This window comes from Microbacterium sp. SCN 71-21 (assembly GCF_001725695.1).
In the GTDB taxonomy this organism is placed as follows: domain Bacteria; phylum Actinomycetota; class Actinomycetes; order Actinomycetales; family Microbacteriaceae; genus Microbacterium; species Microbacterium ginsengisoli.
This window is the reverse complement of record NZ_MEGA01000016.1, coordinates 17,971-35,025: the sequence shown is the minus strand read 5'-3', so window position 1 is coordinate 35,025 and position 17,055 is coordinate 17,971. Positions and strand designations below refer to the sequence as shown.

The window sequence follows — 17,055 nt, the reverse complement described above, 5'->3', positions numbered from 1 at the left end:
TCTCAGGGCTTCGGGGTCTCGACGATGACGGTCGTGGCTTTCACGATCGCGACGGCGAGCGAGCCCGGTTCGAGTGCGAGGTCGCGTGCGGCTTCGGCTGACATGAGGGAGACCACGCGGTGCGGTCCCGCCTGAATGTCGACCTGCGCCATGATGCCGTCGATCTCGACGCGCGTGACGAGCCCCGAGAAGCGGTTGCGGGCGCTCGAGAGCCCCTCCGCGGGATCGGCGGGCTGCCGCCGGCGCTCGACGACGAACTCCGCGAGCGCGGCGCCGTCGATCTCGATGGGCGTGGCGTCGGTGGCTGCGAGAAGCCCGTGGTCGATCCAGCGGCGAACCGTGTCGTCGCTCACGCCGAGCAGGCGCGCGGCCTGGGCGATCTTGTAGGAGGGCACGAAAGCGATCGTATCCGCATCTGCGGCGCGATCCGGACGAGGTGATCGCACCTGCGGATGCCAGATCTCCTCTGTCTCCGCGGGGCTAGCCTGTGGACATGCCCTTCGCCCCCCTCGTCGACCCCGTCGAGGACCTTCCCGCCGACGAACGGGTGCGCACAGCCCGCCACCGGGTCATGTTCGACTTCGGGGATGCCGCCCAGCGCCGGCTCGCGGCCGCGCACGTCGCCGTGGTGGGTGCCGGCGGGCTGGGGTCGGCGGTGATCCTCGCGCTGGCCGCGGCCGGCGTCGGCACGCTCACCGTCATCGATGACGACGACGTCGACCTCTCCAACCTGCAGCGCCAGGTGCTGCACCGTCGCGGAGATGTCGGTGCGCCCAAGGTCGACAGCGCGGTGCGTGCCGCCGCCGACCTGTCCGCGACCCGGGTGATCGCCCGGCGCGCACGTCTCGACACGCGCAACGCCGCCGATCTGCTCGCCGGCGCGCACGTGATCGTCGACGGCAGCGACACGTTCGACACGCGACGCGCGGTGGCCGCGGCATCCGAGTCCACGGGCCTCCCCCTCGTGTGGGGCACCGTGCAGGAATTCGCCGGCCAGGCCACCGTGTTCTGGTCGAGGCCGAGCGCAGGCACGCCGATCGTGCTCGACGACCTGTACCCCGCGGCATCCGTCGGCACACTCCCGTCGTGCGCGGAAGTGGGCGTCTTCGGCCCGCTCTGCCTGCAGATCGGCGCCGTGCTGGCCACCGAGACCGTGAAGCTCGTCACCGGCGTCGGCGAGCCGCTCCTCGGCCGGGTGCTGCTCGTCGACGCGCTGCGCGGCACCCAGCGCGAGGTGCCGCTGCGACCCGCACGGGTGAGCGCATGAGCGGCATGCGTGAGGTCGAGGAGCATCTCGCGGCGATCCTCGCGGCCGTGACCCCCACCGGAGACGAGCGTGTCACTCCCGCCGACGCGCAGGGCCGGGTGCTGCGCGCGGCGGTCGTCGCGCGACTCGACATCCCCGCGTTCGACAACTCGGCGATGGACGGGTTCGCCGTGCGAGCCGACGATGTCGCGTCCCCTCCGGTCACGCTGCGCGTCATCGCCGACCTGCCCGCCGGTTCGGCGCTCGATCCGTCGTTCGGTGCCGGCGAGGCCGTGCGCATCATGACCGGCGCACCGGTGCCGACGGCGGCCGATGCGATCGTGCCGTTCGAGGACACCGTAGGCGGGCTCGCCGACTCGTTCGGGGAGATCACCGTGACGGCCCCGGCGCGACAGGGCGCATTCGTGCGGCGCCGCGGTGTCGACGTGCAGGTGGGTGACGAGGTCGTTCCCTCGGGAGCCGTGCTCGGCCCCCTGCAACTGGGCGCCGCGACCGCGGCGGGAGTAACGGACCTCGTGGTCGCGCGACGCCCGCGGGTGGCGATCGTCTCGACCGGCGACGAACTGGTCATGGCGGGTCAGACGCCGGGGCCGGGACGGCTCCCCGACTCGAACGGGGTGCAGCTCGCCGCACTCGCGCTCGAGGCCGGCGCCGAGGTCGCCTTCCGCGCCGTCGTTCCCGATGACGACGCCGCCTTCCTCGCGGCGATAGCCGGCGCGGTGTCGGCGCGCGCCGACCTGATCGTCACGAGCGGCGGCATCAGCGCGGGGGCGTTCGAAGTCGTGAAGACGGCGCTCGCGGCGCCCGACAGCGGCATCGAGTTCGTGCGGGTGCGCATGCAGCCGGGGAAGCCGCAGGCCTTCGGGCGTCTGGCCGCGGGACCGCTGCTGTTCGGGCTGCCGGGCAACCCCGTGTCATCCGCTCTCTCGTTCGAGGTGTTCGTTCGGCCCGCGATCCGGGCGATGGCCGGGGCGCGAGACCTCGCACGGCCGCTGCTGAGGCTCGCGGCGGCGTCCGGGTGGCGAACCCCACCGGGACGCCGCCAGTACCTGCCCGCCGTGATCGACCGCAGCGACCCGGCCGCGTGGACCGTCGCTCCGGCGACGGCGGGCGGGTCGGGATCGCACCTGGCGGGAGGCCTCGCACGCGCCGAGGCGTACGCGATCGTGCCCGCCGACATCGACGAGGTCTCCGCCGGCGACCTGCTCGATGTCATGCTGCTCGGCTGAGCGCTCGACCTCGCCGACGCCGGCCGCCCACGTGGCGGTGCCATGCTGGTGACATGAGCTTCACGCACATCGACGACGCCGGCCACGCGCGCATGGTCGACGTGACCGCCAAGTCGCCCACCGTGCGCGCTGCGACCGCCCGCGGCTTCGTGCGCTGCGCCCCCGAGGTGGTCGCCGCCCTGCGCGACGGCGCCGTACCCAAGGGCGACGTGCTCGCCGTCGCCCGCATCGCGGGCATCCAGGGCGCGAAGCGCACCCCGGAGCTGCTCCCCCTCGCCCACGTCATCGGTGTGCACGGCGCGGTCGTCGACCTCGACATCGTCGACGGCGGGGTCGAGATCGTCGCCACGGTGCGCACCGCTGATCGCACCGGCGTCGAGATGGAGGCCCTCACCGCCGTCTCGGTCGCCGCCCTCGCGATCGTCGACATGGTGAAGGGGCTCGACAGGGCGACGTCGATCGAGAACGTGCGCATCGTCGCGAAGGAGGGCGGCCGGTCGGGCGCGTGGGTGCGTCCCGGTGAGCTGAACGCGGATGCCGCGGGGAGCCCCCGCGCGTGAGCGTCACCGTGCGCTACTTCGCCGCCGCCGAAGAGATCGCCGGGACTCCGGCCGAGCAGCGCGGCGCCGCGACCGTCGGTGAGCTGCGCGCGCAGCTGCTGGCCGCCCACCCGGGCTTCGACGGCGTCCTCCCGCGGTGCGCGCTGCTCGTCGACGGCGCACGCGTCGATGACGAGCACCTGCTGACGGGCTCCGAGACCATCGACGTGCTGCCGCCGTTCGCGGGCGGCTGAGCGGGAGGCTGCGCCGCGGGCCGGCGTCAGCCCCCGAGCCCCTTCCACAGCGACTCCCCGTCGCTGGTGAGCTGCTTCTTCCATACCGGCAGCTCGAGCTTGATCTGCTCGATCACCTCGCGGCAGACGTCGAACGCCGCCGCCCGGTGCGGCGCCGAGACCGCGATGATGACGGCATCCTCGCCGACCGCGAGCCGACCGATCCGGTGGCTGACCGCGACCCGCGCGACGGTTCCCGCCGCCGCCCGCTCGGCGATCGCGGCGAGCACCGTCTCGGCGTCGGGGTGGGCGGTGTACTCCAGGGCGACGACGGATGCCGCGGCATCCGGATCATGGTCGCGCACCCGACCGATGAAGGTCGTCACGGCGCCACACGCCGGGTCGTCGACGGCGTCGATGTGCTGGGACAGGTCGAGGGACGCGGCGCTGATGCGCGCGAGCACGCACGCGGGCGCGGACGCCGATGCGGCGCTCAATGGTCGCGCCCATCGACCTGGTCGATCACATGACGGGCGATCTCGAGCACGAAGGCGACACCGGCCGAGACGGCGTTCGGAGACCCCGGCAGGTTCACGATGAGCGCACCTCCCGCCAGTCCCGCGACACCACGCGACAGCGCAGCCGACGGCTTGTCGATCGCCGACCGCCTGCGGATCTCCTCGGCGATGCCGGGAATCTCGGTCTCGAGGATGAACCGCGTCCCCTCGGGGGTCTGGTCGCGCGGACCGATGCCCGTGCCGCCGTTGGTGATGATGAGCCGCACGCCGCTGCCGACCAGGGTGACGAGCGCGCGAGCGACGGAGTCCTTGCCGTCGGCGACGATCATCGCCTCTTCGCACGCCCACCCGGTGCCTCGGAGCGCCTGCACCGCGATGGGACCGGAGGTGTCGGGTCGCTCACCTGAGGCGGAACGGTCCGACACCGTCAGCACGGCCGCCCGGAAGCTCATGGACCCAGGGTACCGCCGCATCATCGAGTGGTCTCGGCCTCGGCGGCGGCAGTGATGCGATTCGCCATGCCCCGGAAGATGGCGCCGTGGAACGGCAGCACCGACAGCCAGTAGAGGCGGCCTGACAGGCCCTGCGGGAAGAACACCGCCCGCTGCGTGTACCGCGCGCCGTCGCCATCGGGAGCGCAGCCGAGCTCGAGCCAGGCGAGCCCCGGCACCCGCATCTCGGCGCGCAGGCGCAGCATTCGCCCGGGCTCGACCTTCTCGACGCGCCAGAAGTCGACGACGTCGCCCTCGACGACCCGGGAGGTGCTGCGGCGGCCCCGCGCGAGGCCGACACCGCCGGCGAGCTTGTCCATCCAGCCGCGCGCCGCCCACAGCAGCGGCGACGAATACCAGCCGTTCGCGCCGCCGATGCCCTCGATCACCGACCACAGCGCCTCCGGTCGCGCCCGTGTCCGGGCCTCGCGGCGATCGGTGTAGACGGTGCGACCGGCCCATTCCGGGTCGCTCGGCAGCGGATCGCTCGGCGCACCCAGCACCTCGGCGTCCTGCCAGCTCGTCTCGACGTCGTCGGCGGCGACCCGTCCGAGGGCGAGCCGCACGGCCCGGCGGTACGGCGTCAGTCCGCCGTCGGGACGAGGGATCACCGCATCGACCCGGTGGTCCTTCATGACGCAGTCGTGCTGCAGCGACTCCACGAGTGGCCGCGCGATCGACCGCGGGATCGGGGTGACGAGATTCACCCAGTGCGAGGCGAGGCCGGGGGTCAGCACGGGAAGCGCGGCGATCGCCCGCTGCGGAAGCCCCGCCTCCACCGCGTACCCGTTCATCATCTGGCCATAGCGCAGCACGTCGGGTCCGCCGATGTCGTACGCGCCGGCGGCCGCGGCATCCGCCCGCGCGGCACCCATGAGGTAGTGCAGCACGTCGCGCACCGCGATCGGCTGGATCTGATTGCGCACCCACCGCGGCGCGGGCATGTACGGCAGCACGTCGGTGAGGTGGCGCACCATCTCGAACGACGCCGAGCCCGACCCGATCACGACGCCCGCCTGCAGCGTGAACGTCGGCACCCCACTGTCCGCGAGGATCTCCCCGACCTCGGTGCGTGAGCGCAGGTGCCGCGACAGCCGGCCGTCGGGGTGCAGTCCCCCGAGATAGACGATGCGACCCACGGATGCCGCCGCCCCCGCCGCGGCGATCGTCGCGGCGGCCCGCCGGTCGAGGTCCTCGAAGTGGGTCCCGGCGCTCATGGAGTGGATGAGGTAGAAGAGCACGTCGACATCGCCGGTCGCGGCGGCCGCGGCATCCGCGTCTTCGGCGGAGCCCGGAACGACCTCGACCTGGCCTCCCCACGGGAGTGCCGCGATGCGAGCGGGGTCGCGCGCGAGCACCCGCACCCGATAGCCGGCCGCGAGCAGCCGCGGCACGAGGCGCCCGCCGATGTACCCGGATGCCCCCAGCACGAGCGCGCGCGGCGCCGTGCCGTCCGGACGGGACTCGGCCCGCAGCAGCGGTTCACGCCCGGTCGGGACTGCACGGGGATCGGGCACGCGAGGAGCACCGTCGTCGGGGGCGGCGGACGATCGGGAAGTCGTCATACGTCGACGCTACGCCGGCCGTGCCACCGGAGGTGGGGGCTTGCGCGACGCGGTCAGGGCGTGAGCTGACCGACCGTACGCGGGCGCACGACGAACCAGAGCGCCGCCACACCGATGACGCCGCACACGACCATCACGCCGGCCATCGTCGTCGCCGTGATCGGCGCACCATGCTCGACGAGTCCCGCGAGCGGCGAGATGAGACCGGCGACGCCGAAGTTCGCGGCGCCCAACAGCGATGCCGCCGTGCCGGCGGCGGCACCGTGGCGATCGAGCGCGAGCACCTGCGTGCTCGGGAAGGTGAATCCGGCAGACGTCATGAAGAAGAACAACGGGATCAGCACGCCCCACAGACCCAGCTGCAGCTGGTCGGCGACGATGATCGCGATGCCCGACAGCACCAGAGCCGCGGTGGAGAACGCGAGCACCCACTGCGGACCGAATCGAGCCGCCAGACGCGACGACACCTGCACCCCGACGACCACACCGATCGAGTTCGACGCGAAGACGAGTCCGTACTCCTGGGCGTTCAGACCGAACCCCTGCTGGAACAGGAACGGCGACGACGACAGGTAGGAGAAGAGACCCGAGAACGCCATCGCCCCGATGATGAGAACACCGATGACGACGCGGTCTCCGAGCACGCGACGGTAGCGGGCGATGACGGCCCGCCCACCGGGCACGTTGCGGCGCGCGGCCGGGAGCGTCTCGGGGATGATCAGCACCGTGCACACGAGCATCACGAGCCCGTAGGCGGCCAGCACGACGAAGATGCCGCGCCACGGCATCACGGTCAACAGCGCCGATCCCACGAGCGGGGCGAGCACGGGCGCGGTGCCCGACACCAGCGCAAGTCGGCTCAACATCATGACGAGCCGCTTGCCGCCGAAGAGGTCGCGGACGACCGCCATCGCGACGACGCCACCGGCGGCAGCGCCCATGCCCATGAACACCCGCGAGATGCCGAGCAGGACCAGATCGGGGGCGATCGCCGCGGCGATGCTCGCGAGCACGTGCAGGGCCGTCACCACGATCAGGGGGATGCGGCGGCCGAACCTGTCGCTCAGCGGGCCGACCAGAAGCTGGCCCAGCCCGAAGCCCAGCATGGTGCCGGTGAGCGTGAGCTGGATGGCTGCCGCCGTCGTCTGGAAGTCGGCCTCGAGCACCGGGAACGCCGGCAGGTAGAGGTCGATCGTGAACGGGCCGAGCGCGGTGAGAGCGCCGAGGATGATGACGTAGAGCGCGCGTCGACGCACCGGGATGGCATCGCCGGGATGCAGCATGATCGGCGCGGTCGCGGGGTTGGCGCCGAGCGTTCGGATGGCGCCGGTGGACGAGGGTACGCGGGGCGTGGACCCGGTGGTGGGGACGACGGGGTTCGGGGCGGTGTTGAGCACGTGGGGATCTTCGTGTTCGCGGGCGGAAGGCCGGGGCCGACGGCGAGGGCCTGCTCGGCCGGGACGTCACGCGTCGCGTTCGTCAGGTGGGGAAACCATGATCGAATCGATTCGGCTGAGAGTTCAAGGATAGCAACTCCCGCGCGTCCCGCAACGGCAGAACGGGGGCGATCCGCTCGGATCGCCCCCGTTCACTGCGTATCTGCCTCAGGCGGCGAGGTCCTTCGCCCGCTGTCCGCGCACGACGAGCGCGTATCCCGTGATGCCGACGATCAGCGCTAGCACGGCGATGCCGAGCATCAGGATGCCGAAGCCGTCCTGATAGGCGCTCACCGCGGCCTGGAACACCGCGGCATCCGGCTTCGCCCCACCCTTGGCGTAGGTGCCGACAGCCGTCAGCGCGTCGGTGATCTGCGAGCTGGACTGACCGCTCGCCCCCAGCCGCGAGACGATGCCGCCGATCGTGAGCTGCGTGACGGCGACAGTCGAGATCGCCGTGCCGAGCGAGTAGAACAGCTGCCCGAAGGCGGTGCGCGAGCTCGTGACCGGTCCGTAGAACTCCGCCGGCGCCTCGCCGAGGATCAGCGTTCCGTAAGGCAGCGCCGCCGCGGTGGCTCCCAGCGCGATGAGGATGCCGGCGGGCACGAAGGCGAGCGGGCTCGTCGCGTCGCGCACGAGCGCGGCGGCGATGAATCCGGCGGCCGCGAAGATGCCGCCGAGGAGGATCGACAGCTGGCTGCTCATCCCGCGGGTCATCAGGCGGCCCAGCACGATCGCACCCACGATCGAGGTGAGCGTGATCGGCAGCTGCCAGATCGCCACCTCGCTGGGGGCCATTCCGAGCACGTACTGCCAGAAGTTCGTCAGCTGCAGGAACGATGCGGCGACGCCGAAGTTGAAGATGAAGCCCGCGCACAGGGCGGCGAGGAACAGGGGGCGACGGAAGAGCGAGACCGGGAAGAACGGGTTGCGCACCCGCGACTGCTGGAAGACGAACGACAGCAGCAGCAGCACGCCGAGCGCCATGATCGCCCAGGTGAGCGGACTGGTCAGCGAGGTCGCGAGCTGCGAGACGCCGTAGAGGAAGACGACCATGCCTGCCACGATCAGCACCTGACCCCATACGTCGCGCGACTCGGTGACCGACGGGGGCGTGTTCGGCAGCAGTGCGAACGCGGCGATGATGCTCAGCGCCGAGAGCACCGGCACGAGCACGAACGCGAGGCGCCAGTCGATGCCGGCGAGGATGCCGCCGCTGAAGGTGAACAGCACGGCCGAGGCGCCCGAGACCGCCGCGAACGTCGCGACGGCGGCAGGAAGTTTTCCGGGCGCGGCGAGCACCTGGATGAAGGCGAACGCGGCGGCATAGACCGCGCCCAGTCCGATGCCGGTGATGGCCTGGCCGAGGATGTAAACGAGGGCCGTCGGCGCCGCGGCGACGACGAGCTGGCCGATGATGCCGGTCACGAGCGCGATGACGAGCATGCGGCGACGGCCGATGCGGTCGGCGAGCAGTCCGGTGGTGATCACGGATGCCGCGATCGCCAGGGTCTGCACAGAGGCGGCGAGGGCTTGATCGCCGCCGACCATGTCGAGCCCACGGCTCGCTCCGACGAGCGCGGTGCTGGCGATGTTCGGGGCGGATCCCTGTACGGCGGCGAGGACGCCGAGGAAGGGGATCGCGAGGCGCGAGGCGGTGCGGGCGGCCGTGGGTACGGTCGAGGTGGTCATGGGCGGGCTCTTTCTGTGGAGGGGAGGTGCGGGGTCAGGACTGGAAGGCGGGCGTGCCGTCGAGGTAGGTCTCGTGCACGGCGATGTCGGCCCAGCCGGCCGGGTCGCTGGTCCACGGATTGCGGTCGACCACGGCGAAGTCGGCGCGGTTGCCGACGGCGAGCGAGCCGCGGTCGTCGGCGTGGATCTGCCAGGCCGCGTGGGTCGTGATCGCGGCGAGCGCCTGCTCGGGCGTCGCGCATTCCTGGGGCGCGAGCACCGTGCCGTCCGCCTCGAGCTGGCGCAGCACCGCGGTGCGCGCGGCATGCAGCGGCTGGACCCGGGTCACGTTGTAGTCGGAGTGCAGGCTCGGACGCAGTCCGAAGCGATAGGCGGAGGCGAGCCGATCCAGACGCTCGGCGCGCTCGGGGCCGAGGATCGTGTCGCGGAACGCGGCTCCCCAGTAGTAGACGTGGTCCATCAGGAAGCTCGGCGAGATGCCGGCCGCGGCCATGCGGGCGAGCTGGTCGTTCGTCGTCACCGACGCGTGCTCGAACCGGTGGCGGAGCGTGCGGTCGGTGCCGGGGAACAGCTGCTCGGCGGCGGTGAGCGCGAACTCCACGGCGGCGTCCCCGTTGGTGTGGATCATCAGCTGCCACCCGTCGTCGAGACCCGCCTTCATGACTTCGCGAAGGCTTTCGGGGGTCCAGTTGGCGTGGCCACCGTTGTTCTCGCCGAGGTACGGCTGCAGGAAGTAGCCGGAACGGCCCTGGTTCGACCCGTCCGCGACGAGCTTCCAGGCGTCGGCGCGCACCATGTCGTCGCCGCTGAACGGCGTCACTCCGGCCTCGCGCCACGCGGCCGCGACGGCTGCGGGGGTGTCGTATCCGGCGAGGATGGAGAACTGCGCGGTCGAGACGCGGGTCGGCAGTCGACCCGCGCCGTTGATCTGATGCAGCAGCGCGATCTCGCTGACACCGGCGATCGTGCCGGTCATGGCCTCGCGCATCGAGGTCACGCCCTGGGAGGCGAACTCGGTGAGGATCTGGCGGATGCCGCGTTCGATGCCCGCCGCATCCGGGCGCGGCAGGTTGCCGAGCAGGAGCGCGACCGCCGGAGACTCGCCGACGACGCCGGTGAGGCGCCCGTCGATGTGCTGCAGCGTGCCGCCGACGGGCTCCGGGGTCTGATCGGTGATTCCGGCCGCGGCGAACGCAGCGCTGTTGGCGTACGCGAAGTGCATCGACGCGTTGAGCACCACGACGGGCCGGTCGGATGCCACGCGGTCGAGGATGTCCCTGGTCAGCACCGGCTCTCCGGGGTAGAGGCTCGGGTCGAAGAGCTTCGCGAGCAGGTACTCGCCGGGCGCGGTGCGGGCCGCGGCATCCTTCAGCGTCGCGACGACGTCGTCGAACTCGGGGCACGCGACGTGCGAGACGTCGGTCCAGTCGAGCGTCATGAGCGAGGCCCAGATGTGCGCGTGGGGCTCGATCAGGCCGGGGATGACGACTCCCTCGGGGGCGATCGTGCGGGTATCGGGGCCGGTGAGGCCGTCGACCTCGGAGCGGCTGCCGATGCCGATGATGCGCCCGCCCGAGACGGCGATGGCCTCGGCGCGGGGGGCCGTGGGGTCACCCGTGGCGATCTCGCCGACGATGAGCAGGTCGGCGACGGAGCCGGCACGACGGGCGTCGCCGTAGCCGGCGGGGGTGAGGGTCTGACCGGCGGTCGCGATGGCGGGAGCGAGGTGGGCGCGGGTGGTCGGCGGGGCTGCGCAGCAGGCTTCGGACATGATGTGCCTTTCGATGGTCGACGAACGGATGTCGCGGGTCGGTGTCAGGAGACGAGGTGGTGGACGACCTGGGCTGCTTCGTTCGCGGCCAGGATCGCGAACAGAACGGTCATCATGACGGCGTTGTGCGCGATCATCTCCGTCTTGACGCGCTGCAGGGCACCGATGACGCGGTCGGAGGTGCTGAGGGCGATCAGGGCGGGGACGATCAGCGCGAGCGAGCCGACGATCGCGACGACGACGCACAGCAGGATCGTGATCGGCAGCGAGCTGTGCGCATCGCCGATGAGCGCGCCGCCCTTGAGCGCGAGCGGGATGTTCTTGGTGTTGGTGATGGCCATCACGAACCCGAGTCCCGCGGCGCTGAGGGGAGTGACGTTGTCGATGGCGGCCAGCCATGAGGGTGCCTTCGCGGTCTGGCCGGGCTTCGGGCGCCCGATCCAGCTGAGCACCGCGAAGAGCGCGAAGCCGATGGTGATGATGATCGCGAAGACGAACGAGACGGTCGAACTGCTTCCCGATGTGGAGGACGAGGAGCTGTTCGCGGAGAAGACGGCGCCGAGAGCGAGGAACACGAGCGAGACGATCGTGAACGTCGTCGTGTAGATCGGCGCGGCGGCCCGGCCGCGGGGCGCCAGCACGATGGCGACGATCGCCACGATCGGCAGCGGCGAGATCATCATGCCGACAGCGAGGGGGATGAGGTTCTGCAGCTCGTTCACGTGCGGGTTCCGTTCGATTCGCGTCGCCCGGAGGATCTCCCCGGTGCGTCTGCGATGACGGTACGTGCCCGGTTTCGGGCGTCAGGGCCGATGTTCGGCTGACACGACGCACGAAGCACTCACGCGCGCGCGACGCCCCTTTTCGGGCGACTTTGCACGGTTCTGCGTCGGTCGTGACCGGTCAGCAGTCAGCAGCCGGCTGCGCGGGGATTCTCGACGCAGGTCTGGCCGACCAGCGCGGTGCGCGCCTCGAGCACCTGGATCGGCGCGGTCGTTGCCTCCGGAGTCACGAGACCGTCGACCGGGATCCAGGTGACGCCGTCGAAGGTTGCCTCGGCCGCGTAAGACGTCTCGAGGGTGATCGTGTACTCGCCGCGGGCGCCGTAGACGTGGCTCGTGGCCGTCGGCGTGAACTGCGGAACGCCGAGGGCCGCCCACGTCGAGCCGGCCGACACGGTGGTGCGGGAAGAACCGTCGCCGTACGTGAACAGGTGCCGGGCCGGTGTGAAACGCACCTGCGCCGGCACGTCGAAAAGGGTGCCCGCGACGACATGGGCACGCGTGCCGGTCAGAATGTTCGCGGGGAGCCCGACGATCCCCACCCCGGTCGGCTCACTCGCCAGCTCGCTCGGGTCGGGCCGGAACGACGCGATATCCGCGGCGGTCACCGCCGGCACGCCCGGATCGACCGGCTGAGCAGGGTCCAGACACATCGCCAACCCGCAGTCCACCTGGTTCGAGAGGTCGCCCACCCTCTGCAACGGCGTCGCGTTCGTGTAGTTCACCGGGCCCAGGCCCGACCGATCATCAGACTGCGAGTGGCGAGGCACCCACGTCGACCCCGCATCGCCCGACGGCGCGCGCTGCTCGACGAGGTCTACCTTGGTGCCGGAGTTCGCGACACACGGCCCTGTCCAGGCGCCCGCTCCACAGTTCTGCCCTTGAACGCCGGAAGCTGTGAGACCGGCAGCAACGACGACTGAGATCGCGAGTGTCAGAGCTAGCACTTCACGCCTGATTCGTCGGGCCCGAAAGAAGTGATCAGAGCTCGAGTAGCTCCGGAGGAGAGGGGCGCAGCTCTTAAGCGCATCTGCTGGATGTCCGGGCGGTCCGGACTTACGACACTGTTCCCCGACTCGTCCACGACGTGCACTTGTGAGACGTCCTGACACACGGCAAGCTCGACAACTCCGGTCGAACTATCAAACCGACGGTCGACTATCGACTGAACGCGAGTGTTACCGGATACCGAGTAGGCGCGGGCGTGCATGTCGGAAAAGGTCTTTCGGTCCGCGGCAAGCGCTTCACCGGTCGTCAACGCGAACACGGGCTCGAATGTCGTGGGATCGGAGAGGTCCACACGGTTCAACGCGTCGACATACGCCCGATACGTCGCCTCCGCCGCGGCATAGGCCTCCGCCTCACTCAACGCCGTCGGCGTCGGGGTGGGCGCGGGGGCGCCGCATCCGCTCATCACGACCGCGGTGAGCGCGGCGATCAACGCGATAGCGGTGCGACGGGGAGCCTGCGACATGCGCCCCAAGGTAGACGAGTACACCGGCATGACCAGGGGTTATCCACAGTCGGCGACCGTCGACGCGCGAACGACGGGCCGGTGGAGGGAACCCCTCCACCGGCCCGTCGGATCCGGCGAGAAGGCCGCGCACGAAGAAGCGCTGCAGCGCGAAGAACACGATCAGCGGAACGATGATCGAGATGAACGCACCGGCGGACTGCAGGAACCACTTCGAGCCCCACGAGCCGGATAGCGAGTTCAATGTCTGTGTCAATGGCAGCGAACTCGATGGAGCGAAGATAGTCGCGACGAGCAGGTCGTTCCAGACCCAGAGGAACTGGAAGATCGCGAACGAGGCGATCGCCGGCATCGCGAGGGGCAGGATCATCCGGAAGAAGATCTGGCCGTGCCCGGCGCCATCGACGCGCGCAGCCTCGATGAGCTCCGCCGGGATCTCCGCGATGAAGTTGTGCAGCAGGAAGATCGCCAGCGGCAGGCCGAAGATCGCGTGCGCGATCCACACCGTCGCGAAGCTGTGGTCGACATCCCTCAGCTCGAAGCCGGGGAACACCGCCACTCCCCCGATCTCGAGACCCCGTGAGAACAGGCTCAGCAGCGGCACGAGCGCCATCTGGATCGGCACGATCTGCAGCGCGAAGACGAACACGAACAGAATGTTGCGGCCCTTGAAGTCGATCCACGCGAACGCGTACGCGGCGAGCGAGGCGACTGCGATCGGAATGACCGTGGCGGGGATCGTGATCGCGAGCGAGTTGATGAACGACTGCCCGAGGGTGAGCGCCGTACCGCCCGAGGTGAGCGCCTCGAAGTAGTTGTCGAGGGTGAAGCTCGGGTTGACGAAGACCGTCCACCACCCTGTCGACTGGCTGTCGGCCCCGGGGCGGAACGAGGTGACGAACAGGCCGAACGTCGGGATCGTCCACAGGATCGCGATGAGGATCGCGATCAGAGTGGCTCGCTTCGAGGTCAGCTTCTTCTGCGCCAGGTTCTCGTTGCGGCGGGTCTCTCGCGCCGTACGGCGGGCCGCACGGGCGTCGAATGCGGGCTGGGCGTCGATGACGGCCATCAGCGCACCTCCTTCTGCTTGCGCAGCTGTCGCGCGTTGTAGATGATCAGCGGCAGCACGATGAGGAACAGCACGACGGCGAGGGCCGACGAGTGCCCGTAGCTCTGGAACCGCTGCTGCTGGTTCACCATCTCGAAACCGAGCACCGTCGAGTCCGACCGACCGCCGGTCATCACCGCCACAATGTCGTACACCTTCAGTGCGGCGATCGTCAGGGTCGTGAGCACGACGACCAGCGACGAGCGGATTCCGGGCACCGTCACGTTGATGAACCGCTGCCACGCGTTCGTGCCGTCGAGCTGCGCAGCCTCGAGCTGCTCGGTCGGCACGGCCTTGATCGCGGCGGAGAGCACGACCATGGCGAACCCGGTCTGCGTCCAGATGAACACGATGAGCAGGCAGATCGTGTTGACCAGTGGCGCCGTGTCGAGCCAGGGCACCGGCTGACCCCCGAGCCCGGTGATGATCGCGTTCAGCAGGCCGATCTGGTCGCCCTGCCGATAGTCGTAGATGAACTTCCAGATGATGCCGGCACCCACGAACGAGATCGCCATCGGCATGAACACGAGCACCTTGAGGATCTTCTCGCCGCGTGCACGGTCAATGAAGGCGGCGTACGCGAGGCCGAGCGCCGTCGAAACGACCGGTGTGACGAGAGCCCAGATGAGGGTGTTGATGACCGACCAGAAGCCTTCCGGGTTCGTGAAGGTCCAGATGTAGTTGTCGAGCCCGACGAACGACTTGCCCGTCTTGTCGAAGAACGACTGGTAGATAGTGCTGATCGCCGGGTAGATCAGGCCGAGCAGAAGCAGAAGCGCTGCCGGCGTGAGGAAGATGATCAGCTGGAACAGGTAGCCCGCGCCTTCGCGAGCCCGGTAGTCCGCGAAGAACAGGAGGGCGCCGAGGCCGAGGGCGATACCCACGACCCAGAGCACGGCGTTCTGGTACGGACGCAGCAGCATGAAGGCGATCACCGGCAGCACGAAGCACGCGGCCAGTCGCAGCCAGAAGTATCCGCGCCCCGCACGGGGGGCGTACTCGATGAGCAGCAGGATGACGCCGACCACCGCGAGCGCGACGGCGAGCATGATCGGGATCTGCAGCAGCGGATTCAGGTTGCCGATCCACTGGAAGAAGCTGTTGAGCGAGAAGCCGAGCGTCGTCGGTCGGGCGTTCTCGACGTGGGGTCCTGTCACCAGCAGGACGAAAAACGCGACCACCGCCACGGCGGCGATGATCGCGATGATGGTGGCGACGCGACGCGTACCGCCCGCGCGGGGCGTCTGCGTGTTCGCGGTCATCGGATGCGACGACATCGTCTCTCCCTCGATTCAGGGCGGAAACCGCGCCGTGAGGGGACCGCTCCGAAGAGCGACCCCCTCACGGGCGGCCTGCCGCCGTCAGGCGATCAGTTGTTGTAGCCGGCCTGGATGTCGCTGAGCACCTGGTCGGTCGGCTTGCCGTCGATCCAGCTGACCATGCCCTTCCAGAAGGAGCCCGAACCCACCGTGGCGGGCATCAGGTCCGACGCGTCGAAACGCACGACCGTGTTCTGGTCCTGCAGCGTCTTCATGGCGTCGGTGAGGAACGCGCTCGAGGCCAGGCTCGGGTCGGCGCCCTTGTTGGCCGAGATCACGCCGCCGAGCTTGACGCGGGCGTTCGCGAAGTCGGGGCTCGACATGTACTCGAGAACCTTCTGCACGGCCGCCGAGTCACTGAACGACGCGACGAACTCGCCGCCGGCCTCGACCGACTGCGCACCCTCGGTGATGCCGGGGAGGATGAACGCGTAGACGTCACCGTCGGGGGCGACCTTCGGGGTCTGACCCGAGGCGGTCTTCACGTCGAGGAAGTTCGACGAGAGGAACGACGCCTGGTGCGTCATCGCGCAGCTGCCGTCGGCGACCTTGGCGGCGACGTCGGCGAACGCGGTCGAGTTGATGCTCTTCACATCTCCGAAGCCGGCGTTGACGTACTGGGGGTTCAGGAGGATCTGACCCACCGCGTCGAACGCGCTCTTGATCGGGGCATCCGTGAACTTCACCGTGCCGGCGACCCACTGGTCGTAGACGTCGGGGCCGGACTGACGCAGGACGAGGTCCTCGATCCAGTCGGTGCCGGGCCAGCCCGACGCGTCACCCGAGGCGAAGCCGGCGCACCAGGGAGCCTGGCCGGTCTTCTGCTGAATGGTCTTGGTCAGGGTGAGCAGGTCGTCCCAGGTCTTGGGGACGGAGACGCCCCACTCCTTGAACTTCGCCGGCGAGTACCAGACGTAGCCCTTGACGTTGGCGAGCATGGGCGCGGCGTAGAACGTGCCGTCGACCGTGCCATACGTCTTCCAGTCCTTCGACCAGTACTTGTCGACGTTGGCCGAGACGGTGTCCGACGCCTTCTTGACGTCGCCCGTGCCGACCAGGGTCTTCAGCAGACCCGGCTGGGGCACGATGGCGATGTCGGGCGCCGAGCCACCGGTCACCTTGGTGACGATGTTTCCCTCGAAGCTCTTGTCGCCGGTGTACTCGACCTTGATGCCCGTGTCGGCGGTGAACTGCGTGAAGGACTGGTTCAGCAGGTCGGCCTCCGACCCGGTGATCCCGCCCGAGATCTTGACGGTCTGACCCGACAGATCGCTGGAGCTGCTGCTGGGGCTGCCCTCGGCGCACCCGACCAGACCGAGCCCGAGGGCTCCGATCAGTGCGACCGGCGCTAGGACGTGGCGCCGCTGCAGTGTTGCCATGTGATTCCTCCTCCTTGAGTGCACGGAATTCTTCCGTCTCACATACCGATTCCCCCGGAACCGGTTCCACAGCACCGTATTCGAAGTTCACGCGATCCACAACCAGCGCCGGTCACGAATCCATAAACCCCACTATTCGTGCGGTGATTCCAGGTTCTGGTGCTCATATCGCGCCGATTTCCCCTTTGTGAATCGCCGTCCCATGTGGAACCGGTTCCCTAAAGTTTCTGTGATCATCTAGACTGCGACGGA

General features: G+C 69.7%; 15 protein-coding genes and 1 pseudogene. 4 read left to right on the top strand and 12 right to left on the bottom strand.

The genetic code is table 11. From position 1 onward, the window contains the following. Positions 1-2: 2 nt before the first annotated feature. The gene (locus ABT08_RS03810; protein ID WP_045247305.1) at positions 3-395 is read right to left on the bottom strand and encodes a TOBE domain-containing protein; all 393 of its coding nucleotides are present in this window, start codon (positions 393-395) and stop codon (positions 3-5) included. Between the two features lie 98 nt (positions 396-493). Between ABT08_RS03810 and ABT08_RS03805 the strand changes: the two genes are divergently transcribed. From ABT08_RS03805 to ABT08_RS03790, 4 genes are read left to right on the top strand one after another with little or no spacing between them, the layout of a single operon-like run. After that, positions 494-1,267, top strand: coding sequence for a HesA/MoeB/ThiF family protein (locus ABT08_RS03805; RefSeq protein ID WP_056519443.1), 774 nt, complete (start codon positions 494-496; stop codon positions 1,265-1,267). After that, positions 1,264-2,496 carry a molybdopterin molybdotransferase MoeA gene (locus tag ABT08_RS03800; RefSeq protein WP_288114043.1) on the top strand — a complete coding sequence of 411 codons (1,233 nt, stop codon included), beginning with the start codon at positions 1,264-1,266 and terminating at the stop codon, positions 2,494-2,496. Before ABT08_RS03805 ends, ABT08_RS03800 begins: the two co-directional genes overlap by 4 nt. A 53-nt stretch (positions 2,497-2,549) precedes the next feature. After that, the gene (gene moaC, locus ABT08_RS03795) at positions 2,550-3,056 is read left to right on the top strand and encodes a cyclic pyranopterin monophosphate synthase MoaC (RefSeq protein WP_056519429.1); all 507 of its coding nucleotides are present in this window, start codon (positions 2,550-2,552) and stop codon (positions 3,054-3,056) included. Further along, positions 3,053-3,289 (top strand): MoaD/ThiS family protein, encoded by a 237-nt coding sequence (locus ABT08_RS03790; RefSeq protein WP_045247308.1) that lies wholly within the window; start codon positions 3,053-3,055, stop codon positions 3,287-3,289. Before moaC ends, ABT08_RS03790 begins: the two co-directional genes overlap by 4 nt. Before the next feature lie 26 nt (positions 3,290-3,315). Here ABT08_RS03790 and ABT08_RS03785 read toward each other — a convergent pair whose 3' ends face one another. The 11 genes and pseudogenes from ABT08_RS03785 to ABT08_RS03735 form a co-directional block, all read right to left on the bottom strand. Continuing rightward, positions 3,316-3,765, bottom strand: coding sequence for a molybdenum cofactor biosynthesis protein MoaE (locus ABT08_RS03785; protein WP_235557443.1), 450 nt, complete (start codon positions 3,763-3,765; stop codon positions 3,316-3,318). Beyond that, positions 3,762-4,238: a MogA/MoaB family molybdenum cofactor biosynthesis protein gene (locus ABT08_RS03780; protein ID WP_045247309.1), complete on the bottom strand. Its 477-nt coding sequence runs from the start codon at positions 4,236-4,238 to the stop codon at positions 3,762-3,764. Before ABT08_RS03780 ends, ABT08_RS03785 begins: the two co-directional genes overlap by 4 nt. Before the next feature lie 20 nt (positions 4,239-4,258). Beyond that, positions 4,259-5,842 carry an SDR family oxidoreductase gene (locus ABT08_RS03775; RefSeq protein WP_082486358.1) on the bottom strand — a complete coding sequence of 528 codons (1,584 nt, stop codon included), beginning with the start codon at positions 5,840-5,842 and terminating at the stop codon, positions 4,259-4,261. 53 nt (positions 5,843-5,895) lie between these two features. Next, entirely contained in the window at positions 5,896-7,239 is a 1,344-nt protein-coding gene (locus ABT08_RS03770) for a multidrug effflux MFS transporter (protein WP_048809130.1), read from the bottom strand. Positions 7,240-7,446: 207 nt separating this feature from the next. Further along, positions 7,447-8,970 carry an MFS transporter gene (locus tag ABT08_RS03765; protein WP_045247310.1) on the bottom strand — a complete coding sequence of 508 codons (1,524 nt, stop codon included), beginning with the start codon at positions 8,968-8,970 and terminating at the stop codon, positions 7,447-7,449. A 34-nt stretch (positions 8,971-9,004) separates the two neighbouring features. Further along, entirely contained in the window at positions 9,005-10,741 is a 1,737-nt protein-coding gene (locus tag ABT08_RS03760) for an amidohydrolase (protein ID WP_056519426.1), read from the bottom strand. Positions 10,742-10,785: 44 nt separating this feature from the next. Then, complete coding sequence (locus tag ABT08_RS03755) at positions 10,786-11,463, bottom strand: GAP family protein (RefSeq protein WP_056207530.1); 678 nt, start codon at positions 11,461-11,463, stop codon at positions 10,786-10,788. Positions 11,464-11,651: 188 nt separating this feature from the next. Further along, positions 11,652-12,176: a hypothetical protein gene (locus ABT08_RS03750; protein WP_288114041.1), complete on the bottom strand. Its 525-nt coding sequence runs from the start codon at positions 12,174-12,176 to the stop codon at positions 11,652-11,654. A gap of 930 nt (positions 12,177-13,106) precedes the next feature. Then, positions 13,107-14,066 (bottom strand): annotated as a pseudogene (locus ABT08_RS03745) (carbohydrate ABC transporter permease); the annotation flags it as partial. After that, positions 14,066-15,382 (bottom strand): carbohydrate ABC transporter permease, encoded by a 1,317-nt coding sequence (locus tag ABT08_RS03740; protein ID WP_082483084.1) that lies wholly within the window; start codon positions 15,380-15,382, stop codon positions 14,066-14,068. The pseudogene ABT08_RS03745 and the gene ABT08_RS03740, both read right to left, overlap by 1 nt. A 92-nt stretch (positions 15,383-15,474) precedes the next feature. Next, a complete protein-coding gene (locus ABT08_RS03735) occupies positions 15,475-16,803 on the bottom strand; it encodes an ABC transporter substrate-binding protein (RefSeq protein ID WP_045247316.1) in 1,329 nt (442 codons plus the stop codon). Positions 16,804-17,055: the final 252 nt, after the last annotated feature.